The sequence below is a fragment of the Candidatus Uabimicrobium amorphum genome (assembly GCF_009002475.1).
GTDB lineage: Bacteria > Planctomycetota > Uabimicrobiia > Uabimicrobiales > Uabimicrobiaceae > Uabimicrobium > Uabimicrobium amorphum.
Genome location: NZ_AP019860.1, coordinates 7,318,311 through 7,340,907, shown reverse-complemented (window position 1 = coordinate 7,340,907; position 22,597 = coordinate 7,318,311). Strand labels below are relative to the sequence as shown.

15 protein-coding genes and 2 pseudogenes are annotated in these 22,597 nt (G+C 40.1%); 9 read left to right on the top strand and 8 right to left on the bottom strand.

Annotated features, from left to right (window positions below):
* Positions 1-22 precede the first annotated feature (22 nt).
* Genes UABAM_RS25555 through UABAM_RS25545 form a run of 3 tightly spaced genes read left to right on the top strand, consistent with a single transcriptional unit; the run spans position 23 to position 3,380 of the window.
* Complete coding sequence (locus UABAM_RS25555) at positions 23-1,303, top strand: hypothetical protein (RefSeq protein ID WP_151970835.1); 1,281 nt, start codon at positions 23-25, stop codon at positions 1,301-1,303.
* Between the two features lie 8 nt (positions 1,304-1,311).
* Complete coding sequence (locus UABAM_RS25550; protein WP_151970834.1) at positions 1,312-2,337, top strand: zinc-binding dehydrogenase; 1,026 nt, start codon at positions 1,312-1,314, stop codon at positions 2,335-2,337.
* A gap of 35 nt (positions 2,338-2,372) precedes the next feature.
* Entirely contained in the window at positions 2,373-3,380 is a 1,008-nt protein-coding gene (locus UABAM_RS25545; RefSeq protein WP_151970833.1) for a DUF1573 domain-containing protein, read from the top strand.
* Between the two features lie 424 nt (positions 3,381-3,804).
* Here UABAM_RS25545 and UABAM_RS34280 read toward each other — a convergent pair.
* The 3 genes and pseudogenes from UABAM_RS34280 to UABAM_RS25535 form a co-directional block, all read right to left on the bottom strand.
* Positions 3,805-4,065, bottom strand: a pseudogene (locus UABAM_RS34280) (LLM class flavin-dependent oxidoreductase); the annotation flags it as partial.
* Positions 4,001-4,306, bottom strand: a pseudogene (locus tag UABAM_RS25540) (sodium:solute symporter family transporter); the annotation flags it as partial. The pseudogenes UABAM_RS34280 and UABAM_RS25540, both read right to left, overlap by 65 nt.
* Positions 4,303-5,646 carry an APC family permease gene (locus UABAM_RS25535; RefSeq protein WP_173013573.1) on the bottom strand — a complete coding sequence of 448 codons (1,344 nt, stop codon included), beginning with the start codon at positions 5,644-5,646 and terminating at the stop codon, positions 4,303-4,305. The pseudogene UABAM_RS25540 and the gene UABAM_RS25535, both read right to left, overlap by 4 nt.
* Positions 5,647-5,818: 172 nt before the next feature.
* Here UABAM_RS25535 and UABAM_RS25530 point away from each other — a divergent pair, with 172 nt between their 5' ends.
* Together UABAM_RS25530 and UABAM_RS25525 are read left to right on the top strand one after the other, a co-directional pair.
* Positions 5,819-6,781, top strand: coding sequence for a serine/threonine protein kinase (locus UABAM_RS25530; RefSeq protein ID WP_151970830.1), 963 nt, complete (start codon positions 5,819-5,821; stop codon positions 6,779-6,781).
* 16 nt (positions 6,782-6,797) lie between these two features.
* Positions 6,798-7,532: a DUF7873 family protein gene (locus UABAM_RS25525; protein ID WP_151970829.1), complete on the top strand. Its 735-nt coding sequence runs from the start codon at positions 6,798-6,800 to the stop codon at positions 7,530-7,532.
* Between the two features lie 664 nt (positions 7,533-8,196).
* Here the strand turns inward: UABAM_RS25525 and UABAM_RS25520 are convergent.
* From UABAM_RS25520 to UABAM_RS25510, 3 genes are read right to left on the bottom strand one after another with little or no spacing between them, the layout of a single operon-like run.
* The gene (locus UABAM_RS25520) at positions 8,197-10,107 is read right to left on the bottom strand and encodes a serine/threonine protein kinase (protein WP_151970828.1); all 1,911 of its coding nucleotides are present in this window, start codon (positions 10,105-10,107) and stop codon (positions 8,197-8,199) included.
* A gap of 13 nt (positions 10,108-10,120) precedes the next feature.
* Complete coding sequence (locus UABAM_RS25515; protein WP_151970827.1) at positions 10,121-12,247, bottom strand: serine/threonine protein kinase; 2,127 nt, start codon at positions 12,245-12,247, stop codon at positions 10,121-10,123.
* A 45-nt stretch (positions 12,248-12,292) separates the two neighbouring features.
* On the bottom strand, positions 12,293-13,126 hold the full coding sequence (locus UABAM_RS25510) for an SDR family NAD(P)-dependent oxidoreductase (RefSeq protein ID WP_151970826.1): 834 nt from the start codon (positions 13,124-13,126) through the stop codon (positions 12,293-12,295).
* A gap of 319 nt (positions 13,127-13,445) precedes the next feature.
* Here UABAM_RS25510 and UABAM_RS25505 point away from each other — a divergent pair, with 319 nt between their 5' ends.
* The 3 genes from UABAM_RS25505 to UABAM_RS25495 all read left to right on the top strand — a co-directional run bounded on the left by UABAM_RS25505 (position 13,446) and on the right by UABAM_RS25495 (position 18,035).
* Positions 13,446-14,879, top strand: coding sequence for a hypothetical protein (locus UABAM_RS25505; RefSeq protein WP_151970825.1), 1,434 nt, complete (start codon positions 13,446-13,448; stop codon positions 14,877-14,879).
* A gap of 76 nt (positions 14,880-14,955) precedes the next feature.
* A complete protein-coding gene (locus UABAM_RS25500) occupies positions 14,956-17,421 on the top strand; it encodes a GAF domain-containing protein (RefSeq protein ID WP_229759437.1) in 2,466 nt (821 codons plus the stop codon).
* An 8-nt stretch (positions 17,422-17,429) separates the two neighbouring features.
* Entirely contained in the window at positions 17,430-18,035 is a 606-nt protein-coding gene (locus UABAM_RS25495; protein WP_151970823.1) for an FHA domain-containing protein, read from the top strand.
* Position 18,036: 1 nt separating this feature from the next.
* Here the strand turns inward: UABAM_RS25495 and UABAM_RS25490 are convergent, their stop codons facing one another.
* A complete protein-coding gene (locus UABAM_RS25490) occupies positions 18,037-18,669 on the bottom strand; it encodes a TetR family transcriptional regulator (RefSeq protein ID WP_151970822.1) in 633 nt (210 codons plus the stop codon).
* A gap of 140 nt (positions 18,670-18,809) precedes the next feature.
* On the opposite strand from UABAM_RS25490, the gene UABAM_RS25485 reads away from it, so the two are divergent.
* A complete protein-coding gene (locus tag UABAM_RS25485; RefSeq protein WP_173013571.1) occupies positions 18,810-20,510 on the top strand; it encodes a carcinine hydrolase/isopenicillin-N N-acyltransferase family protein in 1,701 nt (566 codons plus the stop codon).
* Between the two features lie 142 nt (positions 20,511-20,652).
* Here UABAM_RS25485 and UABAM_RS25480 read toward each other — a convergent pair whose 3' ends face one another.
* Positions 20,653-22,593, bottom strand: a complete 1,941-nt coding sequence (locus tag UABAM_RS25480; RefSeq protein WP_151970820.1) for a serine/threonine-protein kinase — start codon at positions 22,591-22,593, stop codon at positions 20,653-20,655.
* Positions 22,594-22,597 lie beyond the last annotated feature (4 nt).

Below are 22,597 nucleotides of genomic sequence, written 5' to 3'. Positions count from 1 at the left end.
TATAACATCAAAGGAATGAATAATGAAGTATAAAGTAGAACATTGCATTGATACAATGCATTACCAATCGACAGAATTTGTACAATTTGTACAACAAGATGTACGCCAATACCGAATCCAGCTCGAGGAAAAAATTCTAGACGACTTGATCAATTTAAAGGATATGGTGAGTCAATCGCAACTATATTACGAAGATCCGGATTTTAAAATTTCTTTTGACAGTATCGCTACGACACTCGACTACATTCATGAAGCAATCGGTAAGCTAGTTGAAAGTCGTATGATTCCAATGTTGCGTACGGAATTTTCCACAAAAGTCAATGCTTATGGAAAAAAAATTGCGGAAAATGATTTAAAAGAGGCTGTGTGCAGCATTGTAGATTCTTTTGCGCAACAAATGATCGAAAAACTCGATCATTTTATACAGCAAATAGATCACAGCAAAGAACAAACAAAAAATCGTTTTGAGAATTTTGAGCATGAATTAAAAATTTACAATAAACTCAACAAAGATATTCTAGAAGGCCAATTTATTGAAGAGGTATCTTTGCTTCATGCTCTAAGTAGTATGTTACAAGAATTAGCGATGGCGTTAGATATCTTTAAACAAGGAATTGAAAATTTAAAAAATACGCTAGAAAAATATGGAGAGCATGTCTACACAACATTCATAAAAGAAGTTGGAAAACGCCATACTAGTTTCATGTCATTTTTTGGCAAAAACAAAAAAGAAGAGAATAGCGAAAGTAAAGGGCAAACTCCTGTATCAAAGCGCGCGAAACGAAAAATTTCGGCGATTAAAAACATTGATACGATGCCCATGCCGGACTTTACCAGCAAAAAAGGTAAGAATTCTGCACAAATCGCTGTTGACTTTCCTTACAACAATAGCAAAATAATAGAAGTGATTATGCAATTTACCGTGGGCAAATACACGGCGCAAAAAGTAAAACTCGAATTGGAAACTATATTTCAAAAGAAAGCCATTTTCATATTGAGTGCTGCCGCAGGTGTGGACCTTGAACCTTTTAAAAAAGATGTGGTACACGATGTCATTTCCACAATGCAATTGGTGGTAAAGCGTCGTAGGGTACAGGTGCAAGTCCAAGAGGGTTTGCAAGTGCATTATTTATCAAAAATTGTTCCCAAAATACCATTTGCTGACGGCAACTTAAATTTTGTAAGCTATGAAAAAAATGGTAATTTGGTTTTGGAATATGTCGATTTGGCAGAAGAAACTGAAAAATTGGATGAAAGTAAGTTGCAAAAAACTCTTACAGAGTGTTTTGCAATCTTTGAATAGGTTGTTTGATGAAAAAAATAGAAGAGATTCCCCAAAAAGCACAGGCGGTTGTTCTAAAGAGTTATAACGAAGACCAAGCGGATGTCGAAGTTCAAGAGGTAGAAGTTCCGTTGCCTAAAGACGGAGAAGTGCTTGTCAAAATGATTGCTTCGCCAATAAATCCCTCGGACTTAATGTTCACTAAGGGACTGTACGGAGTAAAAAAAGAACTTCCCGTTGTTCCAGGTTTTGAAGGGTGTGGCATTGTTGTTGCCGCAGGAGGAGGTTTTACATCCAAATTCTTGTTAGGAAAACGCGTGGCATGTGGAGCAACAGAAACCGGTGGCGGTACATGGGCAAACTATATGCTAACAGGCAGTGATTATTGTATGCCGCTGAAAAAATTTGTCGCTGATCATGAGGCCGCGATGATGATCGTAAATCCAATGACGGCGTGGGGCATGGTTGATGAAGCGTTGGCTGGCCGCCACAAGGCAATTGTACAAACAGCAGCTGCCAGTGCACTGGGAAAAATGGTGATACGTCTTGGTAAACGTTTTTCCATACCGGTCATTAACGTAGTACGTCGTGAGGAGCAGGTGAAACTACTGCAAGAAAAAGAGCAGGCGGAGTATGTAGTCAACAGTAGTCGTGATGATTTTGACGAAGCATTGAGCGAATTGTGTCATAAATTGCATGCGACCATTGCTCTTGAAGCCGTTAGTGGAGAACTTTCGGCACAAATAGCCGCGGCGATGCCACGTAAATCGGAATTATTGGTTTATGGCGCTCTATCACGCGAAGCCGTAAACATCCATCCCGGAGATCTTATTTTTCAAGAAAAAACTGTGCGCGGTTTTTGGCTCAGTAAGTGGTTAAAAGAAAAAAGTTTGCTGCAAAAAATTAGTATTGCCGGTAAAGTGCAAAAACTTCTCAGTAGTGATCTCAGTACTCATATCCAACAAAAATCTCCGTTGGATGATATCCAGAACGCTTTAAAAACATATGAAGACAACATGACTGCGGGGAAGGTTCTATTGCAGTGCTCTCCATAATTTTTTTACTAACTAAAGAGAAATGCAGGGGTTTTATGAATAGATTACTTATTACGTTACTGTTTTTTCCGTTGTGTGTTTTTGCGGATGGAATTGTCGATATTACACCTAAAATTCTTCACCTAAAAACCATACGCGATACCGATGAGGTTACCGGTACGTTTACATTGCGCAATGTCAGCGGAAAAATGATGAACATTACTCAAGTGAAAACATTTTGTGGTTGTACATACATTGAGCCAAACACACGTAATGTTTCACCGGGCAAAAGCACAAAAATCACAGTGAAATACAGTCCTAAAGGCAAACAAGGTCCGCAAGAAACAGAGGTACACGTCTATACGAATTTGCAATCAAATCCTTTGGTACTACGTTTCGATGCCCATGTACTGCGCAACCATCACTTATCCGATGATATACTTTCTTTTGGTGAATTTCGCCGTGGTAAGCAAGTAGAAAAACAAATATGGCTTTCGCCGCTCAACTATCCCAATTTTCAAGTAAAAAATGTAACACTAAAAATTAATGAAGCAAATATGCGCAATCGTTTTACGGTCTCTTCCGGTTATGGTACCTATGATAAGCTTTATCCGGGAAAGCGACGTGCCTTTTGGGTAAAAGTAAGCGTATCCAAAGAGGTTTCTTTTGGCAAAGCTACCGGAAACTTGGTCTTTACCACTGACATTCCGCAAAAAGAAGTGATTAGTTTGCCATTCTTCGCCAAAATAGCGGGAGATATTAGCTTGAGCCGTGAACACATTGCTATGGGAATGCTGAGAAAAGGCAAGAAAGCATCGCGCAATTTAATGGTATATCCCACAGAGGAGAACGAAAGAGTCGTGGTTACATCGGTGAAGTGTTCTCTTCCGTTTATTTCCGCAAAGATTTTTCCAATTATTGAAAACCAGTACTATGAAATAAAATTCTTTTCGAAAGTTTCCGGAAGAGAAAAACGCGGGGAGTTTCGCGGTACGGTGACGATACAGACTTCAAATAAAAATCAGGCGGTGATTACGCTTCCTATACAGGGGTTTATTCGTTAGAGATTTCGGTAAGGTGGTGGTTCGTTTTGCGATTGGTGCCCTCACCATCGCCTTGTAGCTTTCAGCGGTGGAATGGTTGTGGTTGTAGGACTTTTGTTGTTGGGATTCGTTTTGTGATTGGTGCCCTCACCATCGTCTTGTAGATTTCAGCTGCGCTGAAAGCAACAAGTCTCATGCCTCTCCCACGGGAGAGGCGTAACACGTCTTAATTTGTTTCCATTTGTTTCCTGTAATGCATGTCACAAACACAACATTAATGGAGTAGTATATTACATCACTACTCTTGTTTCGCAACTCAAACGAATTTTGTTTTTATCAAAAGAGAAGCATTACACCTCTCCCTGTGGGAGAGGTATGAGAATAGCAGGTTACAGCACAGCTGTAACTGCTTATTCGATGGTGAGGGCACCAATATGAAAACGAACTACTTACGTTTGCCTGCCGCCAGTGGCGTTAGAGGTGGCTGTTTAGGAATGCGATTTTGGGCTTCAGGAAGTGAAATTGTTTTTAAATGCGGCAACACTTTTTCTGCGAAAATCTTACATTCGTCGATATGTGGATAGCCAGAAAAGATAAAAGCACGCATTCCCATATCTACATAGCGTTGTATTTTTTGTAGAATTTGCTGCGGTGTTCCTACCAATGCGGCACCACAGCCAGATCTTGCCCTTCCAATTCCCGTCCACGGCATTGATTTCAAGATTTGCCTGTGCTAGTCCATAAATATAGGCCGAGCCCATCATTCCCAAAAATTGGTATCCTTGAATGTTGGTGGCAATACTGGAAATCGCAATAGATGGCCAACGCAAACTACGCGAACATACAAAAAACTCTTCACTTGATATATCACCACTGTCCTTGGTGCGCAAAGCAACAAAAAATACTGCGGCAAAATAAGCAATAACTATTAAAATATCGACTGTCATACACTACTCCCGTGAGGTTTATTTTTTATCAAAAAATACAAAGGAAAGGTCAATAACACAATAAGTAAACCGACGATGGATTCCATAAAGCTATAATAACAGGTATTTACTGCGAGACCAATGGAAGACAACGTGAAGAAAACGGGGATCCATGGATACGCCCAGGCTAAGGCAATGGGTTGTTTTTTGCGAATGACAATGACGGCGATTCCCGCCAATGAGGTAAAAAGTAATCCGGTAAACATTACGTAAGTAAAAAGGGCATTATAACTTCCTTGCCCTAAAATAATCAGACAAATCGCCCACAAGCCTTGTATGGTAATAAAGTTGTGAGGTGTATTGTGCTTGGGGTGGAGTTTCGCCGGTAGGATGGGAAAAAGGCCATCCTTGGCCATCGCAAAGTAGGCTCTTGGACTAGCAAAAATGAGACCGTTTAATGTTCCGAGAGCAGAAATAACAATAGCAACGGAAATAAATATGCCACCATCGGCGATGAGTACATTCATTACTGTGTATGCAATTTGTGTTTCTTTTTGAATTTGTTGTATAGGTAGAGTGGTTAGGTACACGACATTGACCAAAAGATATAGGAATGTAACTACCGCCATACCTGATAGTAGAGAGATGGTAATGGTACGCGAGGTATTTTGTACTTCTTCTGCGGCAAAATTTAAGTTATACCAGCCGGAAAATGTCCATAAAATAGGGATCATTGCGAGTGAAAATTTACTAAAATCAGGGGCATTTACTAACGAGAGTGTTAAAGTTTGCGGCTTAGGCACAGTAAATGCGATGGCGAGAAATACCAAAATAGTTACGATAGATAATACAGTGAGAAGTACCTGGACTATGGAGCCTAAGCGTGCTCCAATATAGTTGATGTAGGTTAAAACAAGCACAGCGAATATGGCTGTGACTTGTCCTGCGGTTAAGGAGAAATCGTAAAAGTGCAACCACACCACATCGGCCCCAAAAAAGGACGGGAATATGTTGCCAAAATAATACGCAAATCCCATTGCTACAGCAGCAATGGAACCACATTGTAGGACTAAAAACAAAATGCAGCCATACCAAAAGGCCATCAATTCCCCAAAAGCTTCGCGTATATATATGTACAAACCACCAACGCGCGGTATTAACGAAGACAACTGTGCCATGGTAATGGCTCCCGTTGTGGCAATGGCTCCTCCCGTGATCCACGCAATTAAAATCCAAGTAGGAGACTCGATATAGGTAGCAATTTGCCCGGCAGTTAAGAAAATACCTGTGCCGATAATAATACCCACTACCATGGAAGAGGCGCTGCAAACACCCATCACTTGATCAAATTGTTTTTTCATATTTTTTTCCTCAAAAAATCGCATTATTTTAACACTTTGTGTTGTTAAGTAAACGCAATTTTTTTGTGTGATTATCACGGCAAAATTACTATAATTTAAATAAAACAATAGCAAGTTGCTGGGCATAGTCGTGTGTATTTTGTAGGTCGACTTTCAAAAAACGAGATAAAAAATGGATGGCAAATTTAAATTTGAGCAGCTAGGTCCTTACAAAGTTATCGAAAAAATAGGCTCTGGAGGGATGGGCATTGTTTACAGGGTAGAACATGCCGAAACACAAAAAGAATTCGCAGTAAAAGTTCTCAACATCCACCAAAAATTAGACCGCAGCGCCATTGAACGCTTTATTCGTGAAATTAACGTAACTTCGCGTTTACAGCATAAAAATATCATTAAACTACATGACAAAGGTGTCCACGACGGACGGGTACCGTACTTTGTGATGGACTATATCGATGGCGTTACCTTGACAGAGTTTTTGAATAACTCTCCGAGCCCCAACGCCATTGCGCGTATATTTGTGCACATTGCTTCGGCTGTTCACTATGCCCACCAACAAGAAATTATCCACCGCGATTTAAAGCCAGCAAATATCATGATGGACAAAAGAGGCAAACCCATTATCATGGACTTTGGTTTGGCAAAGTCATCCATTAGTGAAACGTTAACAGCCACAGGAGTTGTGATGGGAAGTATGCCGTATATGCCACCAGAACAAGCCGATGGGCAAAGACATGAAATTGACGAAGTAAGCGATGTATACTCACTAGGAGCTATTTTATATGAATGTTTGGCGTTACGGCCACCTTTTGTGGGGAACAGTTCTCCCGAAATTATCGCCAAAATATTCAATCAAACTCCCACGCCACCGCATAAAATCAATAAAAAAGTACCAAAAAAACTTTCGGCGATTTGTCTCAAAGCCATGGCGAAGAACAAACAGGATCGTTACCAGAACGTCGAGGCTTTTTCTCAGGATATTTATAATTTTTTAACAAACAAAAACACATCTGCTTCGTTAGTATCTACATCAACTGTACAACCTTTTGTTTTATGGATAAAAAAAAATCGAAAAGCTTTCATCATAAATATGATTGTAATTATTGTGATCATTGTGTTTATGATGCTACGCTAAAAATTACGAGGTTACTATGCCAAAATTAAATCAAATACTTGCCATCGAAAAAGGAATCAAAAGTCGCGTTACGGGTGCGGTTACCAAACTGCGCAAAATGATTTTGAAACCTGCCTTACTGAATGGCTTTAGTAAAACTTATGTAAAAAAAGATGAGGATGGTGACAATTTCCCTCCCGAAAATAATAAGGTACAACTTGTCGCGAGTGAGGCCATTGCCGATTTACAAAAACATCTCACCGAATTACTCGACGTGACATTGACAAAAGATGTTGCCAATTGTAGCGCGGTTGCGGATGTGGTTGTGGAAGGCAATGTGATTATGGAAAAGGTACCTGTTACCTATTTGTTGTTTTTAGAAAAAGAATTGGCAAATTTACAAAGCTTTGTCGCGCAAATACCCGTTTTAGGTTCGGAGGACGATTGGTTTTTCGATGAAAATAGCAACCTATACAAAACGCAGCCTACACTGACAAGTAAAACCAAAAAAGTACAAAAGCCCATAGTACTGTACGATGCCACTAAAGAGCATCCTGCACAAACGCAATTGATTACCGAAGACATTGTCGTTGGTCATTGGAGTACAGTAAAACAAAGTGGGGCGCTACCGATGCCGCGCAAGAAGCAAATACTCGAAAAAATTGAGAAACTAAGTAATGCGGTAAAGTTTGCTCGTGAAGAGGCAAACTCCACAGAAGCCAAACAGTTGTATATCGCCAATAAAATTTTTCAATTTATTTTAGATAAATAGTGCAATGATGGGCTATAATGAATCAAGAGTACAAGCTAAAATTTAAATTCAAGTTCAGAAAATAATGAGTAATAACATATCACAGAGACTCTTATTTTCCACAAGCTCAAACTATTACTCTAAGTTGAGCATTACTATGGTTGCATATGGCAATACAAGTAGACGATTTCTTTGAGGCAGGGGTTCGAATCCCCTCTTTTGCTCCATACAGAAGCAAAAAAGAAGCAAAAGTAGCTTAGAGGTAGAGCGCAACGATATAAGCTGATCTATATTGTTTAAACGCATATGGCAACAAATCATAGCACAGATACTGACGATATCATGCGAAGGCAGCATGAAGGATACTCCTGCTGCTCTCAAGACACGTTAATATACATGTGGGAGGAAAGGACGAAATAAGATTTCGCCTTTTCTCCCCTTTTTTTATGGGAATGTTATTTACTGATTGTTATGTACCTTTAACGGCAACAACTGATTTTTTCGTTCACGGTCACGGTCACGGTGACGATTACGATTTTCGACTTCACACGAGCTTTTAGAAACTTTATAGTACAAACCTACCTCATCAACTATGGGAGAGGCTTGTTGCTTTCAGCGCAGCTGAAATTGACAAGGCGATGGCGAGGCACCAATCGGAAAACGAAAACCTCACGGCAAGCGTACTTTAATCGTTCAATCTCTCCAGGGTTTTCTGAAAAATAGGTAGTAACCTGGTATAGACCTTGCATATTTTTTTCCCATCACTTTGCAACTTCTTACTTTTCTCGTAGTACTCTTGCTCCATAAAAGCCGACAATTTGAACAATTTGTTGTAAAATCTAGCCATATCTTGGATGTATTTTGGTTGAAGAGGGTTTAATTGCAATGCCTTTTCCAAACAACGAATACTCATTTTTCTATTTTGCGATGTGCGCTGTTGTTCGTCATAGTAATCAGCTAGAAGGTAGTATTTATGGGAAATTTCTGGTAATTTTTCCAACGCTTCTTTGGGTGTATCTTTTGACACCCTTATGGAAAGAAAACCGTTCAATTTAGATTTTCGCACTAACTCTGTGTGTTTTTTGATGGTCTTAACCGAGAAAGGTGCTGCGTGCAGAGGAGTGTAGCAAAAACAAACTTCTAAAAAACACTCCAAAAAGTACATTTTTTCACCCTTTGCGGCATAAGAGATTGCTTCACCAGAAACGCGCCATGCCGTTTTGGCCAAATCAACTTTTAGGTACAATTCCTGTTCTTTGTAACTTTGATCCAGTACATATCGTAAAGCCAACATCATTTTATTGAGATGCTGTGGCTTCCAATGTTCTCTAAAGAAAAGTAGTATTTTTAGCTGTGAAAGTACCAAATATGTTTGACGGCCTTTCGTGTAATCCCCCAGAGGGTTGAGTAAGTTATCGATTACACTTTGCAGATGATCGTTTTTATTTGACTCTAAACTTTTGTTGTGGATACGTAAAGTTTTGACTTGTTCTAATAGCTTGGATGTTTTGCCTTTTGTGGCGCGTAGCGTTTTCTCTAAGGAGGCAATTTTGTCACGCATTTGTTGTTCTGTGTTTTCATTTGTTCTCCACAGGAAATTGCTAGCGGTTAAAAGTACAATCACCATAAAAATCGCGAGAAACGTTGCTTGGATATACAGCTTTTTACTATTTTTGGGGGCGACAGAACTTGTTTTTTCGCCGAAGAAACGCTCGTAGTTTTTGGTTTTTTTCATTTTCTCATCAATGGCTTCGAAATTTTCCCCAATGATGTTATCGAAAATTTTCAGCATTTCCTCTACGGAGGTGATTCTTTTCTGCGGATCTTTTTTCAAGGCTTTGACGAGCAAGTTTGACAACACGATGGATTTGGCCTCTACATTGCTCAGTTTAGTGATGACGGGTGGCAATTTGTGGTTGTGAACCTTATCGATGGTTTGTATAAGTCCGTCAGCGTAAAAAGGAGAATGTTGTTCCCAGGAAAAAAACTGATAAAAAATAGTGGCCAACGAAAAAACATCGGTATTTTGCAAGGTATTTTTTGTCGAATCGATTTGTTCGGGACTCATGTAGGACGGTGTACCTACCATATGTCCGGTTTTGGTGATTTCGGTGAGTTCTTCGTTGGTCGACTTTGCGATCCCTAGGTCGAGAATTTTTGGCTGTAGATTTTCTTGGATCACAATGTTGGAAGGTTTCAAGTCGCGGTGAATGATGCCATTGTTGTGTAGGACCGTGATCGCTTTGCATATGTCGCGTGACATTTTCAATTGTTGTAAAAAATCAATGCGATTTTTACGTGTCTTGATGAATTCGTCTAGGGTTATTCCCTGTACGTATTCCATTACGATAAAGTACTTGCCTTGTAACTCGAAAAGATCGGTCGCCTGGACAATAAAAGGATGCTCTATTTGTGTCATAAAGTAATATTCGCGCTTCACCCGTGCGATTAATTCGAAATCATTTTTGGTGACGCACTCTTTTACCGCGACCAGTTTTTGGTCGTTGGTGTCGTGCATCAGATAAACTTTTCCCATACCGCCTTGTCCCAGGACCTTTTCAAATTTATAACGGTTGTGGAGTAGTTGCATCGTCATCCTCTGTAATCCTTTATCTTTTTTGTAGGCGGTCTAGGGTTTTTTGAAAAATAGGCAATAGTTTTACGTATACTTTACATATTCTTATGGCCTCGCGCCGTAGTTGATCGCTTTTCTTTTCATATTCCTTGTTTGTGAAGACGGATTGTTTGTATAATTTTTTATAAAATTTAGACATTTCTTGTATGTATGCCGGTTGATTAGAATTAAGTTGTAGTGCCTTTTCTAAATATTGGAGGCTCATTTTTCTGTCTTCAGTCGTTCGCTCTTTTTCATCGTAGTAATCGCTAAGAAGGTAGTATTTATGTGAAATTTCTGGTAGTTTTTCCAAGGTGTCTTTGGATGCGTTTTTTGGCACGCCAATGTTTTTAAAATTATATAATTTAGATCGTCGGGCTAAAGCATCATATTTTTTGAAGACTTCAGTTGAAAAATTGGCTTTAGATAGAGGTACATAGTTACAGCAAATTTCAAGAAAGCACTCCATGAAATACATCTTTTGGTCTTTATCGGCATAAGCAATTGCCTCTCCGGAAATGCGCCACGCTGTTTTGACCATATCGACTTTGAGATATAGTTCTTGTTCTTCATAACTGTTGCGCCGCACATAATCTAATGCCAATGAAATTCTACCGATGTGTTGTGGTTTCCAATGTTCCTTATATAAAAGTAGCGTTTTTAATAGCGAGAGGGTTTTACCGGCATTATCATTTTTCATATGGGTTTCAAGTACTACAGTTAATTTGTTTACGATCGTACTCATGTAGTTTTTATTCTGTAATGTTAATTCTTCGATCTGATTGTTTTTTTTGTCTAGGAGGTCTGAATAGTATTTTTTTTGGTCTTCTAGATTCTGCTTTGCCGTTGCTAGTTGATCGCTTACCGTTTTTAATGCTGTGTCGTCTCTCATGGTACTTGTCAGTAAACTTCCCAGCAAAATAATTACACCAATACAGGCCACCGCAACTGCAATGCGTAAAATTTGTACTTTTCCCTTTTTGCTAATACTCGCCCTGTCAAGTCTAGCTTCAATGGTTTCGCCACCCTGAAAACGCTGTAAATCCTCGGCCATTTCCATGGCGCTGGAAAAGCGAAATTCCTTTTTTTTGGCCATCGCCTTTAGGCAAATGCGTTCTAATGCTTCGGGAATTAAGTTGTTGAGTTCTCGCGGCGGCGTGGGATCGTCTTGGACGATTTTACGCAATACAACGAGGTGCTGCCCACTAAAAGGGAGTTGTCGCGTCATCAACTCATACATACTAGCCCCCAAGGCGTATATATCTGTTTGGTGATCTATTTCTCGCTTGTTCCCCTGAACCTGTTCTGGTGGCATGTAGGCAAGTGTGCCGAGCATGGCCCCTGTTTTGGTTAGACGATTGTCACTTTGCGATTGACGCGCCAAACCAAAATCCATGATCACTGGTTCGCCGTCTTTGCTAATCATGATATTCGCGGGTTTAATATCGCGGTGTATAATATCTTTCGAGTGGGCGTAGTCGAGTGCTCGTGCCACTTTTTCCATCACATAGGCGATTTTTTTTGCCGACATTTTGTCTTGCACATATTCACTAAGGGGTTTGCCTTCGATATACTCCATTGTGAAGTAATGAGTGTCGTCTTGTTGCCCAATTTCAAATATTTTGATGATATTGGGGTGACGGAGCATTTTCATGGCATTGACTTCTTGTTGGAAGCGTTTTAGTCCTACTTTGCTTTCGGCAACAGCGGGTAGCATCGTCTTTAAAGCGAATTTCTTGCCATTGGGATCTTTTGCTAAGTACACCGATCCCATTGCCCCCGAACCCAGAAGTTTTACGATGTCGTATTTTCCAATCTTCTTGCTTGCGCCCACAGAAATGGTTTGCGAGAATGACAACTCCAGTTCTTTTTCTTGCTGTCGCTGTTGTTCGATTTGTTGGTTGGCAACTGTTTGGCGAAATAAGCGTTCCTTTTGTTGCTGAATAGCCCTAAACTGATCGTCATGTAACCCGTATTTTTTCAAAATAGCCACAATGGGAACTTGCTTTTTTTCTTGCAGGAATTTTTGAACGACCTGTAAAATTTCCTGTTGCTGCTCTTTGGTGATGAAACCACTTTTGTGTGCAATATCGCAAATGTTGAAATAGTCTTGAGGAGTCATTTGTTTCTCCTAGTAGTTTGCTGTCGTAGATTGTCAAAATGGTCACTATTTTTTCTTCGCAAAGATATTTTTTTCTCTCTTGTAGTAAGAGCGTCCTATGAGTTCAGAAAGTCCCGGGAAAAAGCGGTATAGGCGCGACAAGATATGTGCATGTCCTGTGATGAGAATAATACCTTTATTTTTCTTTACACCTTTTACGATAACACGTGCGGCTTTCTCTACAGGATAGGGCGTTAACTGTATATTTTCACGTATTTCTTCTCGTGAAACGGCGAGCTGCTCTTCGTTGATCATTTCTGAATCGGTGACCATCGGCGTGTCAATAACTCCCGGACAAATAGCACTTACTTTAATGCCAAACTCACGGGCTTCGATCCGCAGCGATTTACAAATTCCCAAAACCGCATGTTTTGTTCCTGAGTAGGCTCCCAAATTCGGTGAAGGTATGATGCCCGCCAATGATGCGGTGTTGACGATATGACCAAATCCTTGTTTTTTCATCACATTGCACGCGGCATGTGTACCATAAATCACACCGCGAACATTGATGTCGAATAAACGATTCCATTGTTCCAACGACATCTCCATCATCTCACCCATAATGGCAATTCCGGCGTTGTTGAACATGTAGTCGATGCGACCATGCTGTTCAGCAACATCGTCTACTAATTTTTTTACCGCTTCTGCGTCACGTACATCAACGCTGTGAGCAAATGCTTTTCCATATTCATTGATGTTTTGTGCTGCTTTTTGTGCTTGCTCAAAATTAATATCGGCAACGATAATAGTCGCTCCCTCTTTGGCCATCTCTTTAGCAACGGCGTACCCGATTCCTGAGGCAGCACCTGTAATAATGGCTATTTTATCTTTTAACTTCATTTTTTTCCTCTGTAGCTACTTTTGTAAGTTAGGTAATAACTATGAAATCTGTTAGAATCGCGATTATTTTTTGCGAAAATTTATTTTAAGCGATAAATAATTTTTTTACCAATTTAATTTGTTAGCTTCGTGACAAAAAACTGTTGCGACGCTACAATAAAGTATCGGTACCCTGTTTACTGTACAACCTAAATAACAAAATCCTACGCATGACGGTACAGGTTTTTATTTATAAACGCACTTTGAGAAAAGGAGATGCAAGCCTCGATGATTTTTGATCTTCGTAGTGGAAACGATTCATCGATCTTGCGAGAAAACAATGCATAAAATTATTTTTATTCTAGTGCTTATTGTTATATGTGTAGAGATCTTCCTAGAAGACGACAAGCCTATGCAAAGGCTTTTCCGTGAAATCAACACAACAGATCGCAAAGTCTCGATGGCGGGATTAGAAAAGCTAAATTTTCTCTCTAAATCGGAAAAAAAAGATTTTGTGTCCGTACTTCTGTACGAAGCCAAAAAGGACGAGCATCATTTTACGCGCATGGGTTTTTTGAACTTATTACGGCGATACAAGCTAGTAAATGCCAATGATCATCAATTTGTCATGCCCATTTTGTCGTTTTCAACAGGAAAGGCACAGGCAAAATTAGTGAGTAAAATTTTAAAATTGATGATGAGTAAAAAAACAGGAGAGGTGATCGTAGAAGCATACAAAACAGACGCGATTACTTTTCCAGAGGCCGTAAAATTTTTAGGTGAAAATGAAGAAGCTCTTACGGCATTGGCAGATTTCGAACGCACGAAATTATCGCCGCGCAGTATTAATGAAATGGCCGCGGCAGCTATTGACAATGAACCTATTTTATTTGAGGCATTATTGTTAATGTACAATAGTAATGCTGCGGAAAGAAAACAAATTTCGACTTTTTTTCTCCATGCGTTGGAAAATAATCGTCTCGATGAAAAACAAGCGCTGCGGGTACTAAAAATACTCCACCGCAACATTAGCGAGGAGCAAATACCTCAATTTTTGGCGATCATACGCAAAAATTTACAAGATAAAAATTTAATTTTGGCAACCGTTCGCGCGTGTGCAATGTTACAAAGTAGTACAGACGATATTGCGATCTTGTTGAAAAAGTTAATGCAAGACAAACAAGTCACCGATAGTTTCCTGCGCACAGAAATAGAAATCAATATATTAACAGTGTTGTTACGCGTTCAAAAATATCAATCTTTTGCCGTAGAACATCTCATAAAAAATATGCGTTACGATCGTCAGTATGTGAAGTTACTCGTGGAGCAAACATCAGAGAATCCTCGGGTAGATGATGTTTGTTTTCGCTGGCTCGAAGCCGACAAAGAAAATGTACCGTCGTTAATTACAAAATTTTTAGCAGAAAAACAACATGAGCGTGCGTTCCTTGCATTTGTGGCGATTGCGGACGAACTGGTCTTTGTGGAGAATAAATATTATCAGTGCCGGAGAGTGTTGTCTGCCTTGAGTAAATACAAAGACAAAAAGCCATATGTTACAAAAAAGTTTATGCAATATCTTGAAGAAGTGAGCATTCGTCCTATCATAAAATGCGATATTATTTCGTACATACGCGATATGGGTGTGGAAAAAGTAGCGATACCTACTTTGGTAAAACTGCAAGCACAAAGTGTAGATTCGAGGGTTTTGGTGCAAGCTGAAATGACATTGCGACAGCTCGGATACAATACGGGAAGTGACGATTTGAAGTAACCTGCGTGATAGTTTCATTTTAATGAAACTACTGGCACAAGTATCATTTACGAAAAATACAGGGGAAATCAAGGTGATGGATTTGTCTTTGCAATCGAAACTATTTCGCAAAATGCAGAATGTAAAGCAGTTGTTGTTGAGTCTATCATCTCATGAAGTATCTTCGCTTTTGTTATCTGATTTTGTGAAACGTTATGTCGATACACATGACGATTATGTTGGTCCGTTGTACAAAATTGACTTTCAACTCCCTACGGATAAATGGGCGGGGATTGCCCAGTCACAATATGCGTTAACATATATGAAAATTATTCTTAGTGTAGAGCAAGACATACAGCGCAATTGCCCGTTGGGCGCTGTTATGCGAGATACGTTACAAAAAATAGAACTGGCGTTTCCCGATCTTTACAATATGAGTATATGGTCGTGCGATGTGCAAAATGTGGCTGATTTTACATGCCGCAGTGCTATTCACAATGCTGACAATTCGGTTAATGTGAGTTTCCCCTTTCGTCTGTTTGTCTTAACAGACATGTTGAGAAGTGCTAAGCATGTGGCATGGTTTTATCGACATGATACGATTAAGTGTTGTACACCACTTGTACATCAACAACAAATCGTAGGAGCTGTGTATTGTGAAATAGACAAAAAGGAAGCACCTTACTTCATGTGCTTTTTAGATATCATTGCATCGCTGTTGGGCCATTTGCTATCACTCACCACAACAAGCACAGATTTAGTTGTGGTGGAAAAGGCAGCTATTGAAGATAGATTTGAGGAATACCAGCGCAAGACAATGGGAAAACCGTCGTTAGAAGAAGAACAAAAGATGATCGACATTGCTCCTCCGCAGATGCAGGAAGAAGTAAAGAAAGTATCGCGCGAGACAAAGTCCATCGTCATCAAACCTACAGAGGCCAAACCTATAGAAACCAAGGTCGCGGAGCCAGCACTACCTAGCCGAACAATCATCAAAAGGATTCTACAAACGCAAGAAGCCGTCTTAACAGAAGATGCAAAGGGAGACTATGGTGATATGGCGGTTTCTATCGTCAATCAGAATATTGAGAGTGCAATTTCAGCACCCATTATCAAGGACGGTGAAGTCAAGGGGGTAATACACCTAGAAGAAATAAGGGTAAACCGGGGATTTCGCGCAAAAGATTTAACTTTGGTGAATATCGTCGCTACAAAACTCGCCAAATTCTTAGATCAGGTGCAACAAAGGCAAGGTGAGTATTTTTCCCAAAAGAAACGCGAAGAACCCCAAGAACAACTTGAGCAATCACCCCAAAAACCGCAAGTTTCTTTGCAACAGTTACGTGAAATGGCTTCTTATGTTTTGCAAAAAATAGAAAATAAAGAGTTTTCTTCACAGCAACTCGATGAAATTTTAGGCGATATGAACACCCAAGATTGCCAAAACTCCTATTGGAGTGCTATATGGAAAGTCTCTTTTTTCTTAGTGCGTTTTTCGCAAAATCCACAGCATATTGTCGATGATTTTATACGAGATCATCGTAAAGTTTCACCACCACTTTTTGAAGAGTTTCTTGGTGATGAAGCAATGCGTCCTGGTCCAATAGAGAGACTAGTCGCGCAATCCGCAAAGTTAAAAAAATGGATTCAGGCAACTCTTGGTTTAAAATTTATCGCTATTGCGAATATTATGGATACGCTCATAGAGTTTTTTACCAGTATGATAAAAAACTTTTTTCGCTCGTGGAAATTTGCCAAAAGCGTGCAACGACATATGGAACGTGAACGACTGGGCAATATGGCTCCAGCAATGGCAAACGACTGGCAACGAAATCGTCGATTACTGTCGCGTTATTTACGCATCGCTGGTTTTTCACCGCAAAATTCGCAGGCAACTTTTGCCCTAGAGCTGGCTTTAGATATCCGCCATAATTTAGATGAAAGTATCAGGGATTTGTCTTTGCTCACCGCAACGCAGAGGTCAAGCGTTGCCAAAAAATCATTATTCGAATTCATTGGTGGTTTTATTCCAAACCCCTTTGAAGTTTTGTGGGCATGGAAAGATATATTTATTGTGGTTTTTTTTATGAAATACAATCGCGAAGAAGTAGAGCATATGTATTGGCAGATGGTTGACAGTGGTCGGCAAATTGTATCCTTTCTCAACGAAGAACAAACGAAACCTGTTGCGGTGGAATTACAGTCATACGAATATGAACTACAATGGCGGATGGCTCCACAAAAAACCTACTCAGATCTTGACGAATGCATCGAGGCCAGTCGCTATCATCTACAACGATTGCTTCAGTCGATCGCGAGTAGTCAATTAATTACCCCTAAGAGCTGGACATTGTTAGATCTCATTCGCGAAATGAAGTTGAATCGCAGTAGTAATCAAGTAAATCCTTTATGCGATGTCGAATTGGAAAAGCGTATTCTCTGCGTTTTGAAACCATGGATGAAAACCACAGATTTACAACAGCTGCAATTACAACTACAGGACAATCTTCTATTTCGCGAGCGGTGTAAAAATGTCCAGCAATCCGCAAGTGCGTTTTTATAAGGGATGATATGATGTGTGCGCAACTCATTATAATGGATGGCCCAGACTCAGGTCGCCATTTCGAATTAGAAGTGGTAAACAATATCGGGACAAATGAAATTTGTAATATACGCCTAATGTCTCCGAATATTGATTACGTCGTTTCTATCAAAAAGAAGTCAAATTGGTTCATGATTTCATGCCCTGGTGCTTCTGGGGGAAAGACCTTAGTAAATGGACAACCCGTATATCGCGAGAGAAGACTGAAACATGGTGACATGATCACATTATCTGATACTATGTTACTTTTCGGGGAAGAATTGTCGTCATCTGCACTTATGAACACACATAATGCAAGTGAACCAATGATTACTTCGACGCAATCACTACATGATTTAAAATCATTGAAGGAGGAGTTACAAAATTTACCCATGTCATATGTTGGCATTGTGCAGCAAATAGAAGAAATTATTTTCCGCCACTTGAAGCAAGAGCCTGTGAATGTACAGGCCGCTTTACAAGAAGTTATTGAGGTACTGATACGTAACAACATAGGTGACAGAGGAACTATTTTTCTGAAAGAAGGCTCAAAATTGTGGCCTATCGCATCGGCATCCTATAAAAAGTTTCGGTGATTTACCTGAGCATCCCCGCCCATAAAATATGCAGTGTTTCGTGTAATTCTTTTTCATAGTTACTAGGGAAAGCGGTCCACTTTTCTTCTGCAAAAACTTGTTTGACATTTGGCGCCATGTATACCACATCCCACATACCAAATATAATGGCATAGGTACGCAAAAAAATTTGAATTCCGTCTTGGTGAGAAATACCGAATTTCTCGTGTAAAATTTGGCTGGAATGTTCTAAATTTTTTGCCAAAATCTGTTGATAAGAACGTACAACTTCCTTATCAGCGGTTCTTCCCAACATTCCACTGCACGCCGCCATTAACGGCAAGAAAAACTTGCTTTCCACAACATAACGAGCGATGGTTTTTGTGATGTCGCTTATTTGTGAATTTTTTTTGGTCACGGCGTTATTTATCTGTACAAATAGCGGGTCCCATTGTTGTTGAAACAGGGTGAGGTAGATTTCTTCTTTAGACCCAAAATATAGGTAAATTGTCCCTTTGGCAACTTTCGAGGCCGTGGCAATTTGTTGTACGGAAGCAATTTTTCCTTTTTGGAGGAGTAACTGTAGTGCTGCGTTTAGAATATCTTCTTTGCGCTTTTGTTTTTCATCTTTTGATCGGGCTCGTTGATTTTTCATAAAAAAATATTTGACAAATGACCGGCGGTCAGTTATACTTACTTTCGTAATATCGTTTACCGAAAAATGGTAGTAATTTTTCAACTTTGATGTCGCAAAAAACGACGACAACTCTAACAAATTTCCTCAGGAGTTTAGAGATGCATAAGAGTATCACAATTCTTGCTATTTGTCTATCTTTCTGTTTCGTAATTGCAAATCCTTACGAAGGTTTTGAAGATATTATTGATGCTTTTGACAAAGACGGTTACAGCATAGCCAAAGTGGCTAAATACAAAAATGGTCGCGGTGCACTTGCGTTCCATAGAACTGCTGTGAATTACGAAACGAAAAAACCCAAACGTTTGTTCTATTTAGAAGGTAGCGCATACGAAATGGGATACCTTATGGCCCTTTTAGCTCATGAAGATGTGGAAATTACTTGCAGCAAATTTATCGACGGAGTTCTCACTGACTTTCTCAATGGGGATGTGGGAACGGGCAATCGCAGAAACGCTCTGTTAGAGATTGTGAAATCTTTCGTTTCTGAAGGTGTAAAAAATGTTCGTCCAGACGTTCCTAAAGAGTACATAGAGGAAATGGAAGGTCTAGTTGCTGGTTGCAAGGAAATGAATCCAGGAACAGAGGTTTCGGTAAACAAACTACTTATGGTAAACGTTGGCTTTGACTGTATTTTGTCGCGTTTCTACACTTTGGATTTCTCCAATATATGGGGAATTAAACCAGAAGAAATCAATGGCCCGGTAATGTGCAATGACTTCTCTGTTTTTGGCGATGCCACTGTAGATCGCAAGCACTATTTTGGTCGCGATTTCATGTTTCCTACTGGAAATATTTTAGAATATCAGCTAGGTATGACCATCTACAACCCCACCGACGGACGTATTCCCCTAATTGCAGTAAATTCTCCAGGAATGGTCGGTAGCATAACCACAATGAATGCCTACGGTGTGGGAATGGCAGTGGATAACTTAGCTGGAAATAATTGCAACCCTGAGCGAGTGGGAATCAACTCTATTATGATGTTACGCCATGTTAGCCACAGAGCAAAAAGCGCTAAGCAGGCTGTTGACATTATGGTAGATGTACCACGCGGTGTGAGCTGGCTGTACTTTATTGCTGACGGAACCAATGACAAAGCCGTTGTTGTTGAAGCGGGAATGACCACTGAAAAGCTTGATTTTCCTGCGTTTGCCAATCAAGATTTTATGTGGGCGGGAATGCTACCTAACCAAGATTTTCTAGAACTACACGAAAACCAAAAGCATCGCAAAGGTCTGACATTTCGTTGGAATGACTACAAGTACCCAGAAGCGTTCATGAAGTACAACGCCGATATGTTTGCGTACTTTGGCAAAAAAGAGCATAAAAATATTTGGGGAACACGCGGTTATATCAACAAAGACTACAAAGAAAAGAATTGTCCTCTATACTACTTCTTCCCTCCACAACGCGAAGACAAAGACGATGTACTTATCATGACCAACTTCAGCATTGTGCCAAGTATGCGACTATGCGGAATGAATCCATGGACCATCAGTGTATACAAGAAACGTTATGACGACATGCAGTGGCGCTATGATGAACTTAATGTTCAGATTCTAGATGCCTATGGAAAAATTGACGAGGCCAAAGCGATTGAAATTGTCGACTACCTAGCTCCATATCACAAGTTTCCAAATTACTACGAAAAGATCAAGAGTAGTCCAGATGGACATAGCAAAATTATCAAGGGTGCTGTCTCATTGTGCAATATGACCGACCGCGTAATTCATACACACGTTGGTTATTATGCAGATGGTTGGATCAAGGCAACTTTGGACAATTATTTAAAGAAGTAGTATTTATCATTTACAATCTACAATTAGAAGTATTTACCTAAGATGAAAAAAGCTCCCTGTTGGGAGCTTTTTTTGTTTTGCGAGTTGGGTATATTTGACGGTGAGGTTCTTTTGGGCTAGATTGTTTGGCTAAATGTTTTTGTTACCAGTTGTTTAATACTCTTTTGGCTTTTGCGTGACCTAAATCGGCGGCGCTTTGTATTAGCTGCCGCGCCTTTGTATTGTTTTGTTCTACACCTATGCCTGATTTGTAAAAGTACGCGAGTCTATACATCGCTTCACTGTCGTTGTTTTGCGCGGCCTTTTCATACCAAAAACATGCCTGTTTTGCATTTTTATTTGTTCCACGTCCAAGTTCGTAACTTTGAGCCACAGCGAAGAAGGCCAGTAAATAGTTGTTTTTTGCCGCTTGTAGGTACCAACGAAAGGATTCTTGGGCGTTGGGCGATACACCATATCCGTTGTTGTAGAACTGAGCGATTCGATACATGGCGGCTTTATTCTCTAACTTTGCGGCTTGCATGTAGTAAGTAAAGACTTTGCCGGGGTTTTTGCGCACACCCAAACCACGCATGTATAAATTGGCTAAGTTGATAATCGCGGTGGTGTAGTCTAAATCTGCGGCTTTTTTATATAGCTGTGCGGCTTTGCGGTAGTTTTTTTCGACTCCTAGGGCTTCTTGGTACATGTAAGCTAAGTTGTTGATGGCAACAACGTGCGATTGGGCGCTGGCTTTTTCATACCAGTATTTGGCTTTTTGGTAATCGCGTTCTACGGCGAATGCGGTGTCGTACATATAGCCTAGCATATACAAGGAAAATCCATCGCTGCTGTTTTTGAGTTTGTTTATTTGTTTCTTGGCTAGAACTACGGCTTCTTGGGTATTCTTTTGCACACCTTCGCCAAAAAATATCATTTTCGCTTTTTGCACTAAGTAGCGGTAATTGTGTGGATCTATGGCTAGGGCTTTCTGTAGTTCTTGCCATGACTCATCGTATTGGCGACGTTCATAGTAATCATGTTGTGCTTTGGCAAAGTATTTTCTTGCCTGTTCTTGGGTTTGTTGATTTTGTTTTTGCTTTGGTTTTGGCGATTGTGGTGCGGTGTTTTGCGTTAGGTACATGCCGACGCTAATAAGCACAATTGCGATGCTAGCTACCGCTATATATTTGTAGTTATTGGATGCTGAAAAAGATGGACGTTGTAGTTTTTTTAATTCTAGATAAAGTGTTGTTGCGTCACAGCGTTTGTATGCCTTTTTTTGTAGAGCGTGCTGTAGTATCTGTGAAAGTTGGCGGTGCATGTTTTTCTCATTGCGGTTTTGGGCGGATAGATTTTTATGGATAGGTGGGAGTTGCATTTGCGCGATGTTGACCATCGTAGCAACTTGAGTGTCTGCGGCAAAGGGTGAGCGTTGTTGCCACAGTAACATTTGGTAGATGGTTACTGCAACGGAGAATACGTCACTTTTTTTTGATAGACCGGCGTCGACTTGTTCGGGGCTTAGGTATCCCGACGTTCCCAAAACAGTACCAGTGGCGGTCATTCTATCTGCGACAGCGATATCTTTTCCCAGTCCGAGGTCGAGAATTTTTATTTGCCAAGTACTTTTATCGATTAAAATGTTGGCTGGTTTTATATCGCGGTGAATAATACCTATTTTGTTGAGATCTTTAATTGTCGCAGCGATTTGCGTCGCCATGACCAAGCGTTTTGCGAGTGGTAAAGTGTCGCTACTGTGCAATAGTTCTTTCAGGGAAATGCCTGAGGCATATTCCATTACGATAAAATTTTGTTGGGCAACGTTAAAGAAATCATAGACTTTGACAACATTGGGATGGTTGATTTTTGTCAAAAGCTCGTATTCGCGAACAAAACGTTTTACAAGCATCGCTGTTTCGCGGTTGCTGTGCATGTGTTTGATTGCCACTTGGTGATGGCTGGTGGTATGGGCAAGATAAACACTGCCCATACCACCAGCACCCAACAATTTGGTAATTTTGTATTTGTTATTTAGAACAGTACCAGGAGAAATTTTGTTGGGCTGTTGTGTCAACCGATGTATGCTTTGAAAATCTACCATTTTT

Bases quoted from the DNA above. Each gene is read 5' to 3' on its own strand.
- UABAM_RS25500 (WP_229759437.1), top strand. From the start codon at position 14,956: ATGGATTTGTCTTTGCAATCGAAACTATTTCGCAAAATGCAGAATGTA.
- UABAM_RS25550 (WP_151970834.1), top strand. From the start codon at position 1,312: ATGAAAAAAATAGAAGAGATTCCCCAAAAAGCACAGGCGGTTGTTCTA.
- UABAM_RS25555 (WP_151970835.1), top strand. From the start codon at position 23: ATGAAGTATAAAGTAGAACATTGCATTGATACAATGCATTACCAATCG.
- UABAM_RS25535 (WP_173013573.1), bottom strand. From the start codon at position 5,646: ATGAAAAAACAATTTGATCAAGTGATGGGTGTTTGCAGCGCCTCTTCC.
- UABAM_RS25495 (WP_151970823.1), top strand. From the start codon at position 17,430: ATGATGTGTGCGCAACTCATTATAATGGATGGCCCAGACTCAGGTCGC.
- UABAM_RS25515 (WP_151970827.1), bottom strand. From the start codon at position 12,247: ATGACTCCTCAAGACTATTTCAACATTTGCGATATTGCACACAAAAGT.
- UABAM_RS25505 (WP_151970825.1), top strand. From the start codon at position 13,446: ATGCATAAAATTATTTTTATTCTAGTGCTTATTGTTATATGTGTAGAG.
- UABAM_RS25520 (WP_151970828.1), bottom strand. From the start codon at position 10,107: ATGACGATGCAACTACTCCACAACCGTTATAAATTTGAAAAGGTCCTG.
- UABAM_RS25480 (WP_151970820.1), bottom strand. From the start codon at position 22,593: ATGGTAGATTTTCAAAGCATACATCGGTTGACACAACAGCCCAACAAA.
- UABAM_RS25525 (WP_151970829.1), top strand. From the start codon at position 6,798: ATGCCAAAATTAAATCAAATACTTGCCATCGAAAAAGGAATCAAAAGT.
- UABAM_RS25530 (WP_151970830.1), top strand. From the start codon at position 5,819: ATGGATGGCAAATTTAAATTTGAGCAGCTAGGTCCTTACAAAGTTATC.
- UABAM_RS25545 (WP_151970833.1), top strand. From the start codon at position 2,373: ATGAATAGATTACTTATTACGTTACTGTTTTTTCCGTTGTGTGTTTTT.
- UABAM_RS25510 (WP_151970826.1), bottom strand. From the start codon at position 13,126: ATGAAGTTAAAAGATAAAATAGCCATTATTACAGGTGCTGCCTCAGGA.
- UABAM_RS25485 (WP_173013571.1), top strand. From the start codon at position 18,810: ATGCATAAGAGTATCACAATTCTTGCTATTTGTCTATCTTTCTGTTTC.
- UABAM_RS25490 (WP_151970822.1), bottom strand. From the start codon at position 18,669: ATGAAAAATCAACGAGCCCGATCAAAAGATGAAAAACAAAAGCGCAAA.